The organism is Paenibacillus sp. FSL R10-2199, from assembly GCF_038000235.1.
GTDB lineage: Bacteria > Bacillota > Bacilli > Paenibacillales > Paenibacillaceae > Paenibacillus_AQ > Paenibacillus_AQ phytohabitans.
In genome coordinates this window covers 765,793-787,283 of the sequence record NZ_JBBOBO010000001.1, presented here as the reverse complement: position 1 = coordinate 787,283, position 21,491 = coordinate 765,793, and the positions used below count along the sequence as shown (strand labels likewise).

The 21,491-nt window shown below is 48.6% G+C and carries 19 protein-coding genes, 1 tRNA gene, 2 other RNA genes and 1 pseudogene; 17 read left to right on the top strand and 6 right to left on the bottom strand.

Features of this window, described 5'->3' with window-relative positions; genetic code table 11:
• Nucleotides 1-87 precede the first annotated feature (87 nt).
• The gene (locus tag NYE33_RS03300; protein WP_042132752.1) at nt 88-726 is read left to right on the top strand and encodes a GDSL-type esterase/lipase family protein; all 639 of its coding nucleotides are present in this window, start codon (nt 88-90) and stop codon (nt 724-726) included.
• An 86-nt stretch (nt 727-812) separates the two neighbouring features.
• On the opposite strand, the gene clpP is transcribed toward NYE33_RS03300, so the two are convergent.
• A complete protein-coding gene (gene clpP / locus NYE33_RS03295; protein ID WP_042132753.1) occupies nt 813-1,409 on the bottom strand; it encodes an ATP-dependent Clp endopeptidase proteolytic subunit ClpP in 597 nt (198 codons plus the stop codon).
• Between the two features lie 193 nt (nt 1,410-1,602).
• A tRNA-Arg gene (locus NYE33_RS03290) sits at nt 1,603-1,677 on the bottom strand.
• Between the two features lie 330 nt (nt 1,678-2,007).
• On the opposite strand from NYE33_RS03290, the gene NYE33_RS03285 reads away from it, so the two are divergent.
• The 13 genes and pseudogenes from NYE33_RS03285 to ssrA (NYE33_RS36430) all read left to right on the top strand — a co-directional run bounded on the left by NYE33_RS03285 (nt 2,008) and on the right by ssrA (NYE33_RS36430) (nt 15,552).
• Nucleotides 2,008-3,060: a sugar-binding transcriptional regulator gene (locus NYE33_RS03285; protein WP_042132754.1), complete on the top strand. Its 1,053-nt coding sequence runs from the start codon at nt 2,008-2,010 to the stop codon at nt 3,058-3,060.
• A 116-nt stretch (nt 3,061-3,176) separates the two neighbouring features.
• Nucleotides 3,177-4,187: a type I glyceraldehyde-3-phosphate dehydrogenase gene (gene gap, locus NYE33_RS03280; protein ID WP_039302421.1), complete on the top strand. Its 1,011-nt coding sequence runs from the start codon at nt 3,177-3,179 to the stop codon at nt 4,185-4,187.
• 117 nt (nt 4,188-4,304) lie between these two features.
• A complete protein-coding gene (locus NYE33_RS03275; RefSeq protein WP_042132755.1) occupies nt 4,305-5,486 on the top strand; it encodes a phosphoglycerate kinase in 1,182 nt (393 codons plus the stop codon).
• Between the two features lie 33 nt (nt 5,487-5,519).
• On the top strand, nt 5,520-6,275 hold the full coding sequence (tpiA, locus tag NYE33_RS03270; protein WP_039302428.1) for a triose-phosphate isomerase: 756 nt from the start codon (nt 5,520-5,522) through the stop codon (nt 6,273-6,275).
• A 2-nt stretch (nt 6,276-6,277) separates the two neighbouring features.
• Complete coding sequence (gene gpmI, locus NYE33_RS03265; RefSeq protein ID WP_042132756.1) at nt 6,278-7,822, top strand: 2,3-bisphosphoglycerate-independent phosphoglycerate mutase; 1,545 nt, start codon at nt 6,278-6,280, stop codon at nt 7,820-7,822.
• Between the two features lie 59 nt (nt 7,823-7,881).
• Complete coding sequence (gene eno / locus NYE33_RS03260; RefSeq protein ID WP_039302434.1) at nt 7,882-9,168, top strand: phosphopyruvate hydratase; 1,287 nt, start codon at nt 7,882-7,884, stop codon at nt 9,166-9,168.
• Between the two features lie 153 nt (nt 9,169-9,321).
• Entirely contained in the window at nt 9,322-9,585 is a 264-nt protein-coding gene (locus tag NYE33_RS03255; protein ID WP_341064778.1) for a YesK family protein, read from the top strand.
• A gap of 145 nt (nt 9,586-9,730) precedes the next feature.
• On the top strand, nt 9,731-9,964 hold the full coding sequence (gene secG / locus NYE33_RS03250; RefSeq protein WP_042132758.1) for a preprotein translocase subunit SecG: 234 nt from the start codon (nt 9,731-9,733) through the stop codon (nt 9,962-9,964).
• Between the two features lie 231 nt (nt 9,965-10,195).
• Entirely contained in the window at nt 10,196-13,195 is a 3,000-nt protein-coding gene (gene rnr, locus NYE33_RS03245) for a ribonuclease R (protein WP_341068582.1), read from the top strand.
• Between the two features lie 223 nt (nt 13,196-13,418).
• Nucleotides 13,419-13,898: an SsrA-binding protein SmpB gene (gene smpB, locus NYE33_RS03240; protein ID WP_039296783.1), complete on the top strand. Its 480-nt coding sequence runs from the start codon at nt 13,419-13,421 to the stop codon at nt 13,896-13,898.
• Nucleotides 13,899-14,099: 201 nt separating this feature from the next.
• Nucleotides 14,100-14,464: a transfer-messenger RNA gene (ssrA, locus tag NYE33_RS03235) on the top strand.
• A 163-nt stretch (nt 14,465-14,627) separates the two neighbouring features.
• A pseudogene (locus tag NYE33_RS03230) lies at nt 14,628-15,251 on the top strand (Rpn family recombination-promoting nuclease/putative transposase); the annotation flags it as partial.
• Nucleotides 15,209-15,552, top strand: a transfer-messenger RNA (tmRNA) gene (gene ssrA / locus NYE33_RS36430). The pseudogene NYE33_RS03230 and the gene ssrA (NYE33_RS36430), both read left to right, overlap by 43 nt.
• A gap of 35 nt (nt 15,553-15,587) precedes the next feature.
• Here the strand turns inward: ssrA (NYE33_RS36430) and NYE33_RS03225 are convergent.
• From NYE33_RS03225 to NYE33_RS03215, 3 genes are all read right to left on the bottom strand, one after another.
• A complete protein-coding gene (locus NYE33_RS03225) occupies nt 15,588-16,475 on the bottom strand; it encodes a transposase (RefSeq protein WP_341068580.1) in 888 nt (295 codons plus the stop codon).
• A gap of 8 nt (nt 16,476-16,483) precedes the next feature.
• Nucleotides 16,484-16,930 (bottom strand): hypothetical protein, encoded by a 447-nt coding sequence (locus tag NYE33_RS03220; RefSeq protein WP_341064776.1) that lies wholly within the window; start codon nt 16,928-16,930, stop codon nt 16,484-16,486.
• Between the two features lie 355 nt (nt 16,931-17,285).
• The gene (locus tag NYE33_RS03215; protein WP_341064774.1) at nt 17,286-18,623 is read right to left on the bottom strand and encodes a DEAD/DEAH box helicase family protein; all 1,338 of its coding nucleotides are present in this window, start codon (nt 18,621-18,623) and stop codon (nt 17,286-17,288) included.
• A gap of 4 nt (nt 18,624-18,627) precedes the next feature.
• On the opposite strand from NYE33_RS03215, the gene NYE33_RS03210 reads away from it, so the two are divergent.
• Nucleotides 18,628-19,053 carry a hypothetical protein gene (locus NYE33_RS03210; RefSeq protein WP_341064772.1) on the top strand — a complete coding sequence of 142 codons (426 nt, stop codon included), beginning with the start codon at nt 18,628-18,630 and terminating at the stop codon, nt 19,051-19,053.
• A gap of 321 nt (nt 19,054-19,374) precedes the next feature.
• Here the strand turns inward: NYE33_RS03210 and NYE33_RS03205 are convergent, their stop codons facing one another.
• Nucleotides 19,375-19,686 (bottom strand): hypothetical protein, encoded by a 312-nt coding sequence (locus NYE33_RS03205; RefSeq protein WP_042132795.1) that lies wholly within the window; start codon nt 19,684-19,686, stop codon nt 19,375-19,377.
• A 353-nt stretch (nt 19,687-20,039) separates the two neighbouring features.
• On the opposite strand from NYE33_RS03205, the gene NYE33_RS03200 reads away from it, so the two are divergent.
• The gene (locus tag NYE33_RS03200; RefSeq protein ID WP_042132796.1) at nt 20,040-20,468 is read left to right on the top strand and encodes a VOC family protein; all 429 of its coding nucleotides are present in this window, start codon (nt 20,040-20,042) and stop codon (nt 20,466-20,468) included.
• 3 nt (nt 20,469-20,471) lie between these two features.
• Entirely contained in the window at nt 20,472-21,389 is a 918-nt protein-coding gene (locus NYE33_RS03195) for a VOC family protein (RefSeq protein WP_076243428.1), read from the top strand.
• Nucleotides 21,390-21,491 lie beyond the last annotated feature (102 nt).

The window sequence follows — 21,491 nt, the reverse complement described above, 5'->3', positions numbered from 1 at the left end:
CCTATTAAGGCTGCCCTGCCGTTACCACATCCCCGAGGCAGTCATAAGCTAAAGAAAGCAAGCAGCTTATAGCGGGGAGGGAAGGATATGGTCTATCAATATACGGCCATTGGAGATTCATTAACGACCGGATTCGGGGCTCTGCCCGGGAACGGATTTGTCCCCGTCTACCGCCGGATGGCGGAAGGGCGGCTGCAGACTCCGGTGGCTTCAGCGAATCTTGGAGTGAACGGTCTGACAACAGCAGGGCTGGAGCAGCGTCTCAAGACAGATGGCGGCTTTCGTTCTGCGGTTAAGGATGCGGAGATCATCACCGTCTCTATTGGCGGCAATGATCTGATTAAGGCCGCCAAAGCCGCAGCGGGGAGGCCAGGTGAGCTGAATGGATATCTGCAAAAAGCGCTCCGGGAATGCAAACGGAATTTCAGTGATATTATGAATACTCTGGCACAGCTGAAGGCGGGTACGCGAAGTCCTTACATTATCCGGATTGTAGGTCTCTATAATCCGTATCCTCAGGTGGATGCGGCTACAGATTGGGTGCGGCAGTTCAACCGCTATGCTGCCGGCTACAGCAGTTATGTTGTGGGGTTTGCTTCCATTTATCATGAATTTGCCGGAAATGAGCGGGGGCTGCTGTTCCTGGATCATATCCATCCGAACGGCAGGGGCTACCGGGTGATTGCCGGCAAGCTGGATGCCCTGGGATATGGAACCTTGAGGTGAAACATCAGTATATATGCCAAATAAAGAGGCTGCCGCAGACCTGTAGGTCCGTGGCAGCCTCTTTATGTGTTGGTGAAGTATAGAAATTAAACGCCAGTCGGCAAGGTCTTCTCAATGACTTTATCGACAATGCCATATTCAGCTGCATCGGCAGCACTCATGAAGTAGTCGCGGTCGGTATCCTTCTCGATCTTCTCGATCGGCTGGCCCGTACGTTCGGACAGGATACGGTTCAGCTTCTCGCGCAGCTTGATGATGCGGCGGGCGCGGATTTCGATATCCGAAGCCTGACCCTGGGCACCGCCGAGCGGCTGGTGAATCATAATTTCGCTGTTCGGCAAGGCGAAGCGTTTGCCCTTGGCGCCGGCGTTCAGCAGGAAGGCACCCATGGAAGCGGCCATCCCTACACAGATGGTGGATACATCCGGTTTAATGTACTGCATTGTATCAAATATAGCCATACCCGCTGTAATGGAACCGCCAGGGCTGTTTACATACAGGTGAATATCCTTATCCGGATCCTCGGCAGCCAGGAAGAGCATTTGTGCGATGATGGAATTGGCTACCACGTCATTAACCTCCGTTCCAAGGAAAATGATGCGGTCCTTCAGCAGGCGGGAATAGATGTCATAAGCGCGCTCACCGCGGTTGCTCTGTTCTACTACCATAGGAATATAACTCACGTGGAAAACCTCCTTGAAATTGGTGCTTCGAATGTGTTCATTTTTTACTGTTACCGTATTAACCACATGATAAACAAATTCAAACAAAAAGTCAAAGAAAGTCAAACTTAGATTCAAAAAAAAGAGCCATCAAGCGGCTCTTTGGTTAAATATAATATAAGCATTGCTAAATTATGTACAAAAGTGAAAATAATGGCGCGCCCGCCAAGAATCGAACTTGGATCTCAGGCTTCGGAGGCCTACGTCATATCCATTGGACCACGGGCGCAACAGAAATTATTATAATACACTTATTGCATAAAAGCAACGTGTAAAACCCGTCGTGCAAAAAAATAGTTTTCCGGCTCCCAGGCAGATGATAGCTTCCCACTTGACAGTCAGGTGATGGAGGTTTTCAGTCATGTGCTTAAGGGCGTGGTTACCTCTCACAGACCGGCAGATGTATAAGATGAAACGGGTCTGAGAATTATAGTCTCGGAACACTTGCACTCGGCGTCAGTTTTGGGTAGAATATGGGTGGGACTTAAAAAGTTAACCCGGGACATTTTGAGACCACGAACAAGGGAAAAGAGAAAGACGAAGTTGCAGGAGTGAAAGCATGCGTAATTTATTGGAAATCCAAAAGCAGCTTCTGCCTGATCTCATGGAAACCCTTAAGAGACGGTATACGATTCTACATCAGATCATGCTGTCCGATATTATTGGGCGCAGAACGCTTGCCGCCTCGCTTGATATGACCGAGCGGGTGCTGCGCGCCGAGACGGATCTTCTGAAATCGCAAGGGCTCATTGAGATCGAGAGCGTCGGCATGCGCATTAGCGAAGCCGGTCGCAGACTGCTTGACCTGCTGGAGCCGATCGCCAAGAGCCTCTTCGGCCTGGATGATCTGGAAGAGAAAATTCGTACTACGTACGGTCTCAGTAAAGTAGTTGTTGTACCTGGCGACTGCGAGACCTCGCTGTTCACCAAACGTGAACTGGGGCGTGCAGGTTCGAAGGCACTGCTCAGTGTACTGCGCAGTGACGATACGATTGCCGTCACAGGCGGATCGACCCTGGCCGAAATGGCCGATCAGTTGACCCCGCCGCTATCCCTTTCCTATAAGAACGCCTGGGTAGTTCCGGCGCGCGGAGGACTGGGAGAGAGCATGGAGATCCAAGCCAACACCATTGCTTCGACCATGGCCAAACGGATTGGTGCCAATTACCGTCTGCTGCATGTGCCTGATCTGCTCAGCGGCGATGCCTATCAGTCGCTCGCACTGGACTCCAATATTGGAGAGATTGTGCAGATTATCCGCAGATCGCGTATTATTGTGCATGGAATTGGCGATGCCATTGAAATGACTCACCGCCGCAAGCTGGACCCCGGTACTATCTCAGAGATTCAGGACGAGGGTGCGGTAGCCGAATCGTTCGGATATTATTTCAATGAGAATGGCGAGGTGGTTCATACCATGCTGACCATGGGGCTGCGCCTGGAAGACATTATCCGTACAGAAGTTGTCATCGGTATTGCCGGCGGCAAACGCAAGGCTAAGGCCATTCATGCGATGCTGCGGTTCGGCCAAGAGGATATTCTCGTAACAGACGAGGCGGCTGCTATCGAAATCGGCAAAGAAATCGACAAACAATTGCAAGAGGTCCTATAGATTCCATTTTATGGGACGCGCGCAAAGGTATTATGCATTATACTTAACCTTGTTGTCTTGACGAGCCTCACGGCTTGTCTTGAATAAATAAAACGAAATCTAGGAGGAACTATTCAATGAGTGTAAAAGTTGGTATTAACGGTTTTGGACGTATTGGACGCCTTGCATTCCGCCGTATTCAAAATGTAGAAGGTATCGAAGTGGTAGCAATCAATGACTTGACTGACGCTAAGATGCTTGCTCATTTGCTTAAATATGATACAACTCAAGGTAAATTCCAAGGCGATGTTGAAGTTCACGACGGCTTCTTCAAAGTTAACGGTAAAGATGTTAAGGTTCTGGCGAACCGCAACCCTGAAGAACTTCCTTGGGGAGAGCTTGGCGTTGATATCGTTCTGGAATGCACAGGTTTCTTCACAACTAAAGAAGCAGCTGAAAAGCACCTTAAAGGCGGAGCTAAGAAAGTAGTTATTTCCGCTCCAGCTACAGGCGACATGAAGACTGTTGTTTACAACGTTAACGATGACATCCTTGACGGTAGCGAAACAGTAATCTCCGGCGCATCTTGCACAACGAACTGTCTGGCTCCTATGGCCAAAGTTCTGAACGACAAATTCGGTATCATCGAAGGCTTGATGACTACTATCCACGCTTACACAGGTGACCAGAATACACTTGATGCTCCACACGCTAAAGGCGACTTCAGACGTGCCCGCGCTGCTGCTGAGAACATCATCCCTAACACTACCGGTGCTGCAAAAGCAATCGGCCTGGTAATTCCAGAACTTAAAGGCAAACTTGACGGTGCAGCACAACGTGTGCCTGTAGCTACGGGTTCCCTGACTGAGCTGGTTACTGTTCTGGATAAGAGCGTAACTGTTGAAGAAATCAACGCAGCCATGAAAGAAGCTTCCGATCCGGAAACTTACGGCTACACTGAAGATGAAATCGTATCTTCCGACATCAAGGGTATGACTTTCGGTTCCCTGTTCGATGCTACACAAACTAAAGTTCTGACTGTTGGCGACAAACAACTGGTTAAGACCGTTGCTTGGTATGACAATGAAATGTCCTACACTGCACAGCTCGTTCGTACTCTAGAAAAATTCGCTAAACTTGCTCAATAATACCGATTTTATATAGGCAGTACAATAGAGCGGAAACAATGAAAGTCTGTTTCCGCTCTTTCTAAATGAAATGGATTCGTGAATGAACCAATTTTGGGTGTGGAGGAAATGTTAATCATGAACAAAAAAAGTGTCCGTGATGTAGAAGTAAAAGGCAAACGCGTATTCGTGCGTGTGGATTTCAACGTGCCAGTGGAAGACGGTAAGATCACTGATGATACCCGTATCCGCGAAACCCTTCCAACAATTAAATACCTGATTGAGAACGGTGCAAAGGTCATTCTGGCCAGCCATATGGGCCGTCCTAAAGGTGAATTCGTCGATTCCATGCGGTTGACTTCCGCAGCTGTACGTCTGTCCGAATTGCTCGGCAAACCGGTAGCCAAAGCTGATGAAGCGATTGGCGAAGCGGTAAAAGCACAAATCGCTGAACTGAACGAAGGCGACGTGCTTGTGCTTGAGAATGTCCGTTTCTATAAAGGTGAAGAAAAGAACGATCCTGAACTGGCTAAGCAGTTCGCTGAACTGGCTGACCTGTTCGTCAATGACGCATTCGGTGCGGCTCACCGTGCCCATGCTTCGACAGAGGGTATCGCTCACTTCCTGCCTGCAGTATCCGGCCTTCTGATGGAGAAGGAATTGTCCGTTCTGGGCAAAGCCCTGTCCAATCCTGAACGTCCTTTCACTGCGATCATCGGCGGATCCAAAGTTAAAGACAAAATTGACGTGATCGACAACCTGCTGACTCTGGCTGACAACGTATTGATTGGCGGCGGCCTTTCTTACACCTTCACCAAAGCACAAGGTTACGAAATCGGAAATTCTTTGGTAGACAACGACAAGATCGATGCTGCGCTTGGATTTATCGAAAAAGCCAAAGCACTCGGCAAAAACTTTGTGCTTCCGGTTGACGTAGTTATCGCTGACAAGTTCGGCGCAGATGCCAACACCAAAATTGTAGATGTGACTGAAATTCCTGCTGGCTGGGAAGGTCTGGACATCGGTCCTAAAACCCGTGAAATTTATGCCGATATCATCAAAAACTCCAAGCTGGTTGTTTGGAACGGACCTATGGGCGTATTCGAAATTGATATCTTCGCTGAAGGTACAATTGCTGTAGCCCAGGCTTGCGCAACTACCGAAGGCTACACAGTAATCGGCGGTGGTGATTCCGCGGCAGCTGCTGAGAAATTCCACCTCGCAGACCAAATGGATCATATCTCCACTGGCGGGGGCGCATCACTCGAGTTCATGGAAGGTAAGGCACTTCCAGGCGTAGAAGCACTGAACGACAAGTAAGACGTAGAAGGTAGAAGGAGGCATTCCATTACTATGAGTAGAACACCTATCATTGCCGGCAACTGGAAAATGTTCAAAACCGTTCCGGAAGCCGAAGGCTTCATCGCTGAAATCAAAGGCCAGGCGGAAGTTGAAGGCGTAGAGACTGTAATCTGCGCACCATTCACTAACCTGCCTGCACTTGTTGCAGCGGTACAAGGCACCAGCATCAAAATTGGTGCTCAGAACCTTCACTTCGAAGATAACGGTGCTTACACAGGCGAGATCAGCGGTGTAATGCTGAAAGATCTCGGCGTGGAATACGTTATTATCGGCCACTCCGAACGCCGTGCATACTTCGGCGAGACGGACGAAATCGTCAACAAAAAAATGCATGCGGCATTCCGCCATGGTATTACTCCAATTGTCTGTGTAGGCGAAAAGCTCGAAGAGCGCGAAGCGGACCAGACTAAAGATGTATGCAAAGTGCAGACTGAAGCGGCATTTGCCGGACTTAGCGCGGAACAGGCAGCAAGCGTAGTTATCGCTTATGAGCCTATCTGGGCTATTGGTACAGGTAAATCCTCTACTTCCCAGGATGCTAATGAAGTTATTGCTTACATCCGTACCCTTGTAAAAGGCCTGTACGATGAAGCAACTGCTGAAGCTGTCCGTATCCAATACGGCGGTAGCGTGAAGCCTGAGAATGTAACGGAGTACATGAGTCAAAGCGACATCGACGGCGCTCTAGTCGGCGGTGCCAGCCTGCAGCCTGCTTCCTTCGTTTCACTCGTTGAGGGGGCGAAATAAGAATGTCAGCACCAAAACCTGTAGCTCTAATCATCATGGACGGTTTCGGTTTGCGTAATACGGATGAAGGCAACGCAGTTGCCCAAGCCAACAAACCGAACTACGACCGTTACCTGAAACAATATCCGAACACTACACTTACCGCTTGCGGTGAAGCTGTAGGTCTGCCGGAAGGACAAATGGGTAACTCTGAAGTAGGGCACCTTAACATCGGCGCAGGCCGGATCGTATACCAGGATCTGACCCGCATCGATAAGTCTATCCGTGATGGGGAATTCTTCGAGAACGAAACGCTGGTTGCTGCGGTGAGAAGCGCCAAAACAACCGGCAAAAAGCTTCACCTCTATGCACTTGTATCCGATGGCGGCGTGCACAGTCACATTAACCACCTGTTCGCGATGCTCGATCTGGCCAAAAAAGAAGATTTGCATGAAGTTTATATTCATGCCTTCATGGATGGCCGCGACGTACCACCCGACAGTGGACAGAAGTTCATTCAGGAACTGGTAGCCAAGATCGAAGAGGTTGGCGTAGGTACGATTGCTACGGTATCCGGACGTTATTATGCCATGGACCGTGACAAACGCTGGGAACGTGTAGAGAAGGCTTATCGTGCAATGGTGTATGGCGAAGGTCCTAAATATACCGATGCACTTCAGGCAATCACTGGATCTTACCAGAATTCTGTGTATGATGAATTTGTAGAGCCAAGTGTGATTGTAGATAGCCTGGGCAACCCGGTTGCGACAGTGGAAAGCGGCGATTCTGTCATTTTCCTTAACTTCCGTCCTGACCGTGCCATTCAGCTGTCGCAAGTATTCACGAACTCTGACTTCCGCGGTTTCGACCGTGGCCCTAAGTTCCCTGAAGGTCTGCACTTCGTATGTCTGACAACCTTCAGCGAGACGGTTCAAGGCTTCGTGGCTTACTCCCCGAAGAACCTGGACAACACGCTCGGTGAAGTGCTGGTTCAGCAGAACAAGAAGCAGCTGCGTATCGCGGAAACTGAGAAGTATCCGCATGTTACCTTCTTCTTCAGCGGCGGACGTGATGAGGAGCTTCCCGGCGAAACACGCATCCTGATTAACTCACCGAAAGTGGCAACCTATGATCTGCAGCCTGAGATGAGCGCATACGAAGTGGCGGCGGCCTGCGTAGCGGAGATCGAAGCAGACAGACAAGATGCCATTATCCTGAACTTTGCTAACCCTGATATGGTTGGACACTCCGGCATGCTGGAGCCTACTATTAAGGCAGTTGAAGTGACGGACGAATGCGTAGGTAAAGTTGTGGATGCAGTGGTTGCCAAAGGCGGCGTTGCAATCATCATTGCCGATCACGGCAATGCGGATATGGTATTCGATGAGAACGGCCGTCCGTTCACAGCCCATACTACCAACCCTGTTCCTTTCATTGTTACGACTGAAGATGTAGTACTGCGCGAATCCGGTATTCTCGCAGACGTAGCACCGACAATCTTAGATCTGATGGGACTTCCGCAGCCTGCGGAAATGACCGGACAATCCATGATTGCCAGCCGCAAATAGGTAATACCCTAAGTTACATTGTTACACTAAAACCAAAGTTAAAAGGAGATTAAACTTACATGACTATTATTTCTGATGTGTATGCTCGCGAAGTCCTTGACTCCCGCGGTAACCCGACAGTAGAGGTTGACGTTTATCTTGAATCCGGTGCTAAAGGCCGCGCTATCGTTCCTTCCGGCGCTTCCACTGGTGCTCATGAAGCTGTAGAGCTTCGTGACGGCGACAAATCCCGTTACATGGGCAAAGGCGTTCTGAAAGCTGTTGAGAACGTAAATGAAATTATCGCTCCAGAAGTAATCGGTATGGACGCTCTTGACCAAGTGGGCATCGACAAATTGATGATCACTTTGGACGGAACTCCTAACAAAGGCAAGCTGGGCGCTAACGCAATCCTGGCAGTATCCATGGCCGTAGCTCGTGCAGCTGCAGCAGCTCTGGATATTCCTTTGTACGTATACCTGGGAGGATTCAACGCTAAAACTCTTCCAGTACCAATGATGAACATCATCAACGGTGGTGAGCATGCCGATAACAACATCGACGTTCAAGAGTTCATGGTTCTTCCTGTAGGCGCTACAAGCTTCAAAGAAGCTCTTCGTACAGGTGCAGAAATCTTCCACAACCTGAAATCCGTACTGCAATCCAAAGGCCTGAACACAGCTGTAGGTGACGAAGGCGGTTTCGCTCCGAACCTTGGTTCGAATGAAGAAGCAATCACTACCATCATTGAAGCGATCGAAAAAGCCGGTTACAAACCAGGCGTTGACGTATTCCTCGGTATGGACGTTGCTTCCACTGAGTTCTACAAAGACGGTAAATACACACTTGCAGGCGAAGGTAAATCTTACACTTCCGCTGAGTATGTTGACCTTCTTGCTTCATGGGTTGAGAAGTATCCAATCATCACCATCGAAGACGGTATGTCCGAAGACGACTGGGATGGCTGGAAATTGCTTACTGAAAAATTGGGCGACAAAGTCCAATTGGTTGGTGACGACTTGTTCGTTACTAACACTGAGCGCCTTGCTACAGGTATTGAAAAAGGTATCGGTAACTCCATCCTGGTTAAGGTTAACCAGATTGGTACACTGACAGAAACTTTCGATGCTATCGAAATGGCTAAACGTGCTGGTTACACAGCAGTTATCTCCCACCGTTCCGGTGAATCCGAAGACAGCACAATCGCAGACATCGCTGTTGCGACTAACGCTGGCCAGATCAAAACGGGTGCTCCTTCCCGTACAGACCGCGTTGCTAAATACAACCAGTTGCTTCGCATCGAAGATGAACTGGGCGAATTGGCTCAATACAACGGCCTGAAATCCTTCTACAACCTCAAAAGATAATTTCTTTTGACCCTATATTTAAAGGGCCTGCCGAGCTTCGGCAGGTCTTTTTTTTGGATTCTAGATCCGAAAGTGCAATGCGATCAGCGAGGTTGCCTCGGATGCTTCTAGTGGGTTATTCTATAATTGTAGATAACTGGAAGGAGAGTGGGCATGAACGCTATTGTTGCAGGTATAGGTGTGGGGATATTTCTAATCATTCTCAGCTGGGTGCTGTCGCGGACCGGGCGCATGCGGAGCAGAACTGTTTTTTATCCGGGGATCACTGGTTTACTGGGCAGTATGATATTGCTGGTTCTAAGTTTCACTGTAATTGGAGGCTGGGAGGGGATCGGGTATGCCTTCTTCTCTGTGCCTATATTATTTATCTCTGGTCTGTTGCTGCTCGTTCTTGTCTCCTATAGAAAACAAACCTGAGAACATTAGTAGTAGCATATTGATAGAATGCGGTTTGTAAGGTTGTATTCAATCTATGGCTATGATAAAATAAGAATGCTGTTTATGAAACGGAAATTCCAATTTAGCATAGATAGTGATGCTTGGACGTAGGAGGTGGAAGTGAATGGATATCTTTTTGAAAGTGGTGCTTCTGATTTTTGCCGTAGGTCTGATTGCGGTCGTTCTTCTGCAAAAAGGGAAAAGCGCGGGTCTTTCCGGTGCCATCTCCGGCGGTGCTGAGCATCTCTTCGGTAAAACAAAAGCACGCGGTATGGAGCTTGTGTTGCAGCGTGTAACAGTTGGATTGGCTGCAGGATTCTTCATCATGTCAATCGTTGTGGCCATTGTTATTGATTAGTTTGCCTACAGTAAGCCTTCGCTCTGTTCTGAATGGAATAGGCGGGGGCTTTTTTGTATGCAGATTTGAGTGTTTGCACATCATAACAGGGATGCCCGGGATTGATTTCGTGTATACTAGGGTATGAAGTATATAAAGGTAAATTTTACTTGGATTTATTTGATGTGGGATAGGACAAGACATACATATATGCCAGCGGCATGAATGCTGCGGAGGGCCGAGGTGACGAAGATGATAACACAAGAAATTCTACTTGATTTCATGCGGGAAACCGCTTATAAACCGCTGACTTATGAAGAACTGGTGAGCCATTTCGCAATAGAGGACAGCGAGGCGTTCAAAGCCTTTGAGAGCCTGCTGATTGAGCTGGAGAAGGACGGCCGGATTATTCTTACCCGGAATAGCCGTTATGGCGTGCCGGAACGGATGGATTTGCTGCGCGGACGGCTGCAGGCCCATGCGAAGGGTTTTGCTTTTCTGATACCCGATGACCGTGATCATCCCGATGTATACATCCATGCCAATGATCTGAAGGGTGCAATGAACGGTGACATCGTACTGATCCGGATTACCTCGAAGAGTCCGTCCGGCGGGCGTATGGAAGGCGAAGTAGAGCGGATTCTGATCAGAGGCGTGTCGCAGACGGTTGGTGTATTCCAGAGCCTGGAGACGTATGGCTTCGTGCTGCCTGATGATAAGCGGATTAACCGGGATATCTTCATTCCAAAGCAGTCCTTCATGGGAGCGGTTGACGGGGAAAAGGTTGTTGTCCGCATTGTGAACTATCCGGAAGGCCGTGCTGCGGCTGAAGGTGAAATTATCGAGATCCTCGGTCATAAGGATGACCCGGGCGTGGATATTCTGTCGGTTATCCGCAAGCATCAGCTGCCGGAGGCTTTCCCGGCTGAGGTGATGACGGAAGCGGAGCAGGCACCGGATTCCATTACCGACGAGGAGATTATCCAGCAAGGCCGCCGCGATCTGCGCGGACTGAACATTGTGACCATTGACGGCGCGGATGCCAAGGACCTGGATGATGCGGTGAACGTTGAGCGTCTGGAGAACGGGCATTATAAGCTGGGCGTTCATATCGCCGATGTAGGCTATTATGTGCGCGAAGGCTCCGAGCTGGATAAAGAAGCTTATGACCGCGGCTGCAGCGTGTATCTGGTTGACCGGGTCATTCCCATGCTGCCGCACCGGCTGTCGAACGGGATCTGCAGCTTGAACCCGCAGGTAGACCGGCTGACGATGTCCTGTGAAATGGAATTCGACGAGCACATGAAGGTTGTGAAGCATGATGTGTTCACGAGTGTGATCCGTACCAAGGAGAGAATGACTTACTCCGATGTACGCAAAATTGTTGAAGATGAAGATCCTGAGCTGCTGGAGCGCTACGCTCCGCTGATCGGTGATTTCCGCCTGATGAAGGAAATTGCGATGAAGCTGCGCGATGCCCGGATGCGGCGCGGAGCTGTTGACTTCGACTTTGAAGAAAGCAAAATCATCGTGGATGAAGCAGGTAAGGCTATCGATATTGTGAAGCGTGAGCGTTCCGTGGCGGAGCAGATTATTGAGGAATTCATGCTCGCGGCTAATGAGACTGTAGCGGAGCATTTCCACTGGCTGAAGGTGCCGTTCCTGTACCGGATTCATGAAGATCCGGACCCGGAGAAGCTGCAGAATTTCATGGCCTTCGCCGCTAACTTCGGCTACCACGTCAAGGGTCGCGGCAATTCCGTCCATCCGCGTGCGCTGCAGGATCTGCTGGAGCAGATTCAAGGCACCAAAGAGCAGACGGTGATCAGCACGATGATGCTGCGCTCCATGAAGCAGGCGAAATATGATGCCGAGAGTACAGGCCACTTCGGACTGGCGGCAGAATTCTATTCCCACTTCACCTCACCGATCCGCCGTTATCCCGACCTTGTCATTCACCGCGTCATGCGTGAGGTGCTTGAGAATGGCGGAGCTCTGACTGAGAAACGTCATGAGTATCTGGCATCGCGGATGCCGGATATCGCCCAGCAATCCTCCGAACGCGAGCGTGTAGCGGTAGAGGCTGAACGTGACACTGAGCAGCTGAAGAAAGCGGAGTTCATGCAGGATAAGGTAGGCGAAGAATTCGATGCAATGATCAGCAGCGTGACCAGCTTCGGAATGTTCATCGAGCTGGATAACACCGTAGAAGGTCTGATCCGCCTCAGCGCGCTGAGCGATGATTATTACCACTTCGATGAAGCGCACATGGCCCTTATCGGTGAGCGTACCTCCAAAGTGTTCCGCATCGGTGACGAGGTGAAGATCCGTGTGGCCAAGGTCAACATGGACGATCATACGATCGACTTCGAACTGGTTGATATGAAGCCACGCGCGGCTGGCGACCACCGGAACTACGGCGGACGCGGCGGCAAGGGCGGGCGCCCTGGTGTCGGCGGCGCCAGCAAGCCGTTCGCAGGTAAGGCCGGCGGTGGTGCGGGCAAGGGCCGTAAAGGCAAACCAGGCAGCGCGGCTGTCGGTGCGGGTAAAGGCGGCGCTGGGAAGGGCAAGAACGGCGGTGCGGCTGGATTCGGCGCCAAAGGTAAAGGCAAGAGCGGCAGCGCTGGCGCCGGTGTCTTTGGCGGGGCAGTTAAGGGCGGCGCCGCTGAGGCTGGCGCTGGTGAAGAGCCGCGCGCAGGCGTAGCGCCGGCTGAAGACGGCGGCGCAGCAGGCGGCCGTAAGCGCGGCCGCGGGCCGGAAGCGGCAGCGCGGCGTGCACTTGCCGCCGCCTCCGCAGCGGGCGGCGCTGCGAAGGCGGACCGCCGGGGCGAAGCCGGCGGTTCGGGTGCTCCGCGCGAGCGTGAGCGCGGCAGAGGCCGCGGCGGAGACGGCGGAGGCAGTGCCGGGGGACGCGGCATTGCCTTCGGCTTCGGCTCCGGCAAGGGCGGCTACGGCGGCGCGCCAAGCGGGGGCGGAGCCGAGCAGGCGGGCGGTGAGCTGCGCGGCGTGGACGCGAGCACACGGTTCCGCAGCCGCGAGGACCTCGGCAGCGGCTTCGGAAGCGAAGGCAACGGCGCGGCGCCGGAGGGCAAGAGCCGCCGCAAGAAGAAGAAAGGCGGCGTCTTCATCGGCACTTCTGTGACTCCAGGCAACGTGGAGACCACCAATCCGGCACCGGCAGGCGCTGGCGACAAGAGCGGCAATCCGGAAGGCGGCGGCCGAAGAAAGCGGAAGAAGAAACCTCAGGCCTAGGCTGAATTAATAGAGGGCACTGTTCCTTTAGGGGGACAGTGCTTTTTTAGAATATAAGTGCTTCTATTCAACTGAAACGTAGCACTTCCTGACACCCGTATGTCAAAATGATTGCTGCGGAACAGGGTGATCCTTCCTTGCGCAGCCTGCTTGGCTTTTGATACAATATAGACCTGGTGTCCGTTCATAGGAGGCCGGGAATTCGATTCAAGGAGTGACTTTCATGGGTAAAAAAGCAGACGGGAAAGTGCTTGCCCAGAACAAAAAAGCTTCCCATGATTATTTTATTGAGGATACGTATGAAGCGGGTTTGGTTCTGACGGGTACAGAGATCAAATCGCTGCGTAACGGCCGTGCTAACATCGGGGACGCTTTTGCTACCATCCGTAATGGTGAGATTCATATTCACAATATGCATATTAGCCCTTTTGAACAAGGGAACCGTGCCAATCCTACCGATCCGACGCGTACACGTAAGCTGCTCATGCATAAGGAACAGATTCACAAGCTGCTTGGTTCCTCGAAGCGGGATGGCTTCACGATTGTGCCGCTGAAGATTTATGTGCGCAATGGCTATGCCAAGCTGCTGATCGGTCTTGGTAAAGGTAAGAAGGAATACGACAAGCGCGATTCCGCCGCGAAGCGTGATGCTCAGCGTGATATCCAGCGTGTGCTGCGCGACAAGCAGAAGATCGCCCGCTAGACTGGTAACCACCTGGCGCCCAATTGTTCCAGATTCGACCTTCAATTCCTTTAACCTACGTGTTAAAGTGTTGATAAATGTGCTATACTGTGTAAGTAAACTTATTGCTTCTGAACAGCCATCTTGATCAAGATAGCTGTGAACCGGATCAGCATTTATGCTTATCATTGATCCGTTAATCCGAAGCGCCCTTTCTAATGAGGGGCCGTTCTTGGATTCGACGGGGATAGTTCGAGCATGAGTAGCGAGTAGTGGGGACGCGTCCGCTTCATCAACGCTAAAGCCTATTAAACGGCAAACAACAAAACAACTACGCTTTCGCAGCCTAAGAAACTGTGCGCGTGCTTCTACCCTGCATCGCCCATGTGACAGGGATAGGGGCTAACAAGTAGTGGGATACGCTGTCTCATCTCCGCCTGCGGTGAGCTGAAGAAGACAATCAGGCTGACCCAACGTATAGCCGGTTACGGGGCGATACTCGGGTGACATCAAAACTGTAACTACACTCGTAGAAGCTTATGTGCCGTTATCTTCGGACAGGGGTTCGACTCCCCTCGGCTCCATATGGAGTAAATTGAAAGACACCTGGAAAGGTGTCTTTTTCGTTATAATGATTGTTTTACGCTGATAATAGTTAGTTTAATCTGAGGGGCTTATACCTCCTTAAAAGGTTCAAAACCATTGATAAATGCTATAATAATAATGAATGGAGCTGATGCCGATGGATTTCTGATGAATCCTTATACGGATAAAGACGATCCGCTCGACAAACAATCCATCTTTGATGTTTACGCCAAGACCTCTGAAGGTAAACTGCTTGATATAGAGATGCAGCTGTCGAGAAGTATCCAGAGCTTAAGAAATGCGTAACGATTAACATTCTAAACTATGCGTTCTTGAAGAATGAGCAATATCATAACGTATTTCATCTGCGGGAAGACCGGACAGGGATATCCTTGATTGACGACATCGAGGTTCATTTCTTGGAATTGCCGAAGCTGGATGAACGTAGTATTCCGTCTGAAGGCGGACTGATCAATTGGTTACTGTTTCTGAAAGGTGCCGATACATCACAATGGGAGGTGCTGAAGATGAATGAGCCAGGGTTGGAGAAGGCAATGGATACCTTGCAATATTTGAGTCAGGATTCGGATGCTAGACGATTGTATGAGGCTAGACAGAAGTATTTGCATGATGAAGCGTCCATGGTTGAAGGGGCAAAGTAAGTCTGCTGGGATTATCGAGGGTAAGCTTCAAGTGGCTCGCAACTTGCTGGCAATGGGGATGGATTATGCAGCTGTAGCGAAGGCGACAGGGCTTAGAGAAGATGAAATCAAGTCTATCAAGCTTTAATATGTTGCCTGTTTAGTGATAGAAGTTTCATCAACGCTAAAGCCTATTAAACGGCAAACAACAAACAAACTACGCTTTCGCAGCCTAAGAAACTGTGCGCGTGCTTCTACTCTGCATTGCCCATGTGACAGGGATAGGGGCTAACAAGTAGTGGGATACGCTGTCTCATCTCCGCCTGGGGTGAACTGAAGAAGACAATCAGGCTGACCCAACGTATAGCCGGTTACGGGGCGATACTCGGGTGACATCAAAACTGTAACTACACTCGTAGAAGCTTATGTGCCGTTATCTTCGGACAGGGGGGCGGGCTCCCCTCAATGTTGTCAGGTTAAGCATTTATAGCCCCCGCCTTTTGGTTTTTGTGAATTTATTAGCTCTTGTCTGCTTATCTCGCATGAAAGAGCGGCCTTTGACGACTGGAACGATATAGCGCTGAAGCTCTTCCAGAAAGTGATCCTGCAGAGACTCCCTCTTTCCATCATCCTCTTCTAATGCCATTTCAATGAGCCGGTTACGCAGTTTGCCGACCAAGATATTTCGGTTAATTCGGTATTCAGTGTACTTCAGTTCCTTCGTTCGTTGGCTTACATTCATTTGTTCCTCAGCCTCATTTTCCAATACGGAAGCTATGTTACTTAGTAGTACTGTAGCGTAAAAGTCTTGCTCTATAAGTTGGGGTTTTTGTCCTGAAAAGTTCTCAATCTCAAACTTCTGTTTCAAATCATCGAAACGTGTTTCAATCCCCCATCTTTTGAAATAAAGCGGTTTGCACGCTTCGTAATTCAGTTCATCTGCGCTGACATTCGTCAGCAGAATTTCCGTCTCGCCGGTGGAAAGTTCTACTTTTAAGACTCGAATGTGAATCACTGTTCCTGGCAAAATTATTGTTCCTTGCCTCTTGAGTTCGTAGGCTCTGGATTTCGTAATTTTAATCGTCACGTTTTCATCCGGCTGAGTGGTATTCATGATCTCTTTGTAGAATGAACCTTGAGCTCGCATCAAATAAGCGATTCCCTTCTCTTGCAAGTACAACAAAAAGTCTGCAGACGGATAGCCACGATCAAACAGGATCAAATTCCGAATGGATGAGGTTTTCAGTTGTAGAAAATGTTCAATATTGCGCTTCGCTAGATCGCGTTCATTATCGTCATAGCGGCTCAGACAGGTACTTACAACCAACTTGTTCTCTACATCGTATAGGTGGGAGGAAAGGGCTCTGGCGATCCGAAACCCTATTTGTATGTTGTCGTGAATCCATATACACTCCGGGTTTCCGATGTATTGGGTAGTTCCATTACACTGCCGTCCATCGCCAGTAGGCGAAAGCCGTGGTACGTTTTGAATTCTTCCTCTTCGTAAAAAGCTTGAACCAGTTCGTCATTAAGCATCGTAAACGCGGTAGGGGAAAGTTTTTGTCTGGCTTCGGAGAAGGATTGTTTCGTGTATGTGGTTCTTGCTGCCTCTTCAGGCATAAATCTCTCTCGGAACTCATCCAATTCTAATTGTGTCGTTTTTCGAACCATACGAAGGATGAGCAGCAGCAGGGGGATGAACCCAATCTTTCGATTTCTCTTGAAATTGTTCTCACATTGCTTCGCACTTTCTTTAAATTCATCACTTTTCATCTTGTTAAACACACGGAATATTGTAGTGGATTTGTTTTTTTCATTTGGACTCATCCATTTCTATCGTTTCCCTCTACTATACCAATTTCTACTAACCTGACAACATTGGGGCTCCCCTCGGCTCCATATGGAGTATCAGTGAAAGACACCCCCTAAGGTGTCTTTTTTCATTTATAATGATTGTTTTATGCTGATAATAGAAGGCTGCTAGGTTAACGGAGCAGGGGATCAATGCTTTGAGAAAGAAAAAACGCAGGAGCATCCTATGAGCGGATGCTCCCGTTTGATCTTTTGTAGATGTCTTGTGATTCGGTTATTAATTTTCCTATTGGCAGGAGCTTAAACTGACGTTCTTTGTTGGGATATAAACAACTAGTTAAGCATGCCCACTCTATTTTGAAGCACTTTCCTACAACTCCGCCCCCCGGTACCCCATCTTACGATATCCCTTCACTCGTTTCTTGAACATCGCCATTAACATTGGAACCTGAAGATCGATGTAATCATATATTTTCACTTCTTCTTTATTCGCATGACTCCGGTGCAGGCGGCCAGCATATTGCTGTAAGGTGCCTGTCCAGGAGATGGGATGGACCAGGAACAAGGTGTCCAGTCTGGCGTCATCGAAGCCTTCACAGATTAGCTTACCCGTAGCGATGACTACACGCTCCTGATCGTCTGGAATAGAAGCAATTTGGGCGCGTAGAGCTTCTCTTTGCTTTTTCCCCTTTCCGCCCCTAAGCACAATTACGTTTTTAGCAAAGGCGTGTAATCTCTCTGCAAAATATTCAGCATGAGCGGTCCGTTCAACCAGAAGCAGTGGAGAACGTCCTTCATCTAAGCAGGTTAACAAATCGTCAAAAATAAGCGTGTTACGCTCCTCATTGTCTACAAGCTGCTGATAGATGTCCTGAATTCCGGCAACCTGTTCCCCTGACTTGATCTGAAAGTGAGTATAGCGGGGGACCACCCTTAATGAAAATCCTCTAGAGCTGCTTAGGCTTTTGGCATCCACCTTTAATAGCACAGGTCCAAGCTGGAACCGTACAATGGCTTCCTGTCCGTCCTGCCGTTTAGGGGTGGCTGTTAAGCCAAATACATACTTTGCTTTGACTTCCCGCAGAACCTGTTCGAAGCTGTAGGCTGATACGTGGTGACATTCATCCACAATCACCTGGCCGTATTCACTTATGAAGGGTTTAACGTTTCCTTTATAGTTGAGGCTCTGAATGACAGCAATGTCGATGATGCCGGTTCGCTTATTTTTACCGCCGCCAATCGTACCGATTGCTTGTTTAGGAACTTCAAGAAAGGTTTGCAAACGTTCCTGCCATTGCTCCATAAGCTCCCGTCGGTGAACCAGAATGAGGGTATTTGTCTTTCTTGAAGCGATAATGCTGGCTGCTACGACAGTTTTGCCAAATGCGGTTGCCGCTGAGAGAACGCCTATATCCCGGCTTAGAATAGCTCTGGCTTCTGTGTCCTGAAGAGTACTCAGCGTACCGGTGAACTCTGCCTCGATAGAAGTTCCAGACGAACGTTGATCCTTAAGCGATACCTTAACCTGATTTTGCTCGAAAAAAGATAACAAATCCGGCAAGCATCCCCTTGGCAGTACTACGTAATTCTCCAGATCCTTGGCGCATGAGATGACCCGGGGTTTACCATAGGTGGAGAGCCGCATCGCTTGTGCTTTATAAAAATCAGGATTGGAGAAGGAAGCTATTTTGATCAGAGCATGAACCATAGTAATGCTGAAACTAAGTAACTCAACCATTAAAAAGCATTTAAAGAATCTAACGAGGGAAGAGCTTGAGGCTGAAATCTTGAATATGACCAAGATATATCCGATCATTCAGGAGCACTATTTTTCAATACTATTTCCTGATAGTGAGGAAGTCTTAGACAAGTACAAGAAAATTATTGAGAAGGAATTGGTCCACAAGGGAGAGATTCTGCGATACCAGATTATGAAGCAAGCAATAAAAGACTTTAGTAATGTCTCAACAAATAAAGGGCAAATTGCAGAGCTAATGATTTTTACAGTGGAATGTGGAGTAGACTTTACGCTTTCATATGGAGACATAGATGATGAAAAATCTGGGGGGTTCGGAGATGGGATGATGGAGTTGTATAGCGATTATTTAGGAAACCTGGAAGAAGAAGACCCTAAGTAGCGTATACGGACGCATTATTTAACCAGTTAGGATTGTGTGATTGCCATGGAGTATGGCTTTGGACATAGGGAGTGCTTTTAGCATTCCTATTCTTTCAATCGATCATATAAAAAACAAGGACTTTGGAGGGCTCATCCATGTCCTTGTTCTCGTTTATAGCAGCTTTTCGAAGGCGGTGGGCTTGAGGACTGTTGCAGATTATATTACTGCTTAATACGCAATATTACAGATTGGGCCGCCTGATTTCCGCTCAAGGGAGCAGGGTTTGTGACTGACTTTTATATGAAGGATTAAAGGTGGGTTATTTCGGACTGTTTTTGTTTAGGTCAGGTTTGGACCAATATATTCTAGCCCGACAAGATCAGAACGATGTATTTTTCTGAAGCCTAAAAATTTCACCGGGGTAGCTGTGGTATCAAAAATATTCATTGAAACCATGCCATTACGCGAAATTCCTAAAAATTGAAATGTGAATTCTCCCATCGTAGAGGTCCCGGATTTATAAAAATGACCCACTCTACCTAGATCAAATTCTTCCGTTAAAGTTTCTTGTGGTAAATAGTATTGCGAATCTCCAGGCTGATCCGGTCTTGAGGGATAGTGAAAATGATAGTGGTTATGATATTGATTCATTAACGTAGCTCCTTTTCGTTCTTTTGTAATTTTATTCACAAGATAGGTATATGCCAAATTTAATAAATGGTTCTTTCGCTAAGTCTTGTTTTGGATATATTTTACAATTTATGTTTAGAATACGGGAATAGAAAAGAATGAACCTGAAGTCCGCATTGAGATTTTAGATGATAATGGGCTAGGCGGCTTTGGAATTGTATTTGTAATAAGCTGCTCCTGATTAGGCCAGAAGTTGGGTCGCCTACAGCAAAAATAAAAATAAGACCATACGTTCGCAAAAACCGTATATTTTCTTCAAATTTGGTGTATAATAAGGCTGACTGTTAAGCTTATTCCAAAGGGGATGAAGAATGATGTCAATCCGTTTGAACCCGTATTTTGTATTTAACGGAAACACAAGAGAAGCGCTTTATTTCTATGAAAAAGCGCTGCATGGCAGCGTAGTCGCAATCACGACGTTCGGAGACCTGCCGGAAGATCCGGAGCATCCGCTGACCGATGAGATGAAAACGCTTGTGATGCATGCGCATCTGAAGGTCGGTAATGCAGATCTCATGTTCTCCGATACTTTTCCGGGCACGTCACATCAGGCGGACGGGGATACGGTTCAGATTGCCATTCATCCTGCAGAAGAGGCAGACGCACGGGAGATTTTTGCTGCACTGGAAGACGGCGGTCAAGTGATCATGCCTCTGCAGAAGACGGATTGGAGCCCTTTGTATGGAATTGTGAAGGACAAGTTCGGCGTTACTTTTCAAGTGAATGTCCCCGGGGAGGAATAACTTGTGGCAAACATCAATCAGAGAATCGTTCCGCATATATGGTATGACAAGGAGGCGGTAGAAGCTGCCCATTTTTACGCTTCTGTGTTCCCGGACTCCAAAGTTACGAGTGTTACAACACTTCATGACACTCCGTCAGGCGACTGCGATCAGGTTTCTTTTGAAATTTGGGGGCAGAAGTTTATGGCGATCAGTGCAGGGCCGTATTTTAAGCTGAATCCGTCCGTGTCTTTTTTCGTTAATTTTGATCCCTCACGCGATAAGAACGCAGCAGAGAAATTAGATGAGGTGTGGAACAAATTATCCGATGGCGGCATGGCTTTGATGCCGCTCGATAAATATCCGTTCAGTGAGCGGTATGGCTGGATTCAGGACAAGTATGGCGTCTCATGGCAGTTGATTCTTACCAATCCGGAAGGTGAAGAGCGGCCTGCTATAATACCGTCATTTATGTTCATCGGTAATAACTGCGGCAAGGCAGAAGAGGCGATGTCCTTCTATTTGTCCATATTCAAAGATTCTCGGCAAGGACTTATAGCCCGTTACCCGACTGGAATGCAACCTGATCAAGAGGGAACGATTATGTTCGCTGACTTCATGCTGGAGAATCAGTGGTTCACCGCAATGGATAGTGCACATGATCATAAATTCAGCTTCAACGAAGCCATTTCCTTCATGGTGAAATGCGACTCGCAAGAGGAGATTGATTCCTATTGGGAGCAGCTTTCAGCGGTTCCTGAAGCCGAGCAATGCGGCTGGCTGACAGATAAGTATGGCGTGTCCTGGCAGATTGTTCCGGCCGAAATGGACGAGATGATGGAGAAGGGTACGCCGGAGCAGCTTGCGCGTGTTACAGAGGCGTTTCTTAAGATGAAGAAATTTGAGCTTGCGGAATTGCATAAGGCTTATAAGGGCGAATGAGTGCATAACCCTTATTCTGCCAGGGGATTTGCTGTTAACGTGTTGCTTCAGTAATGTGAAAAAAGCGATGAGGGATGTTTCCCCATCGCTTTTTTGTCGCAG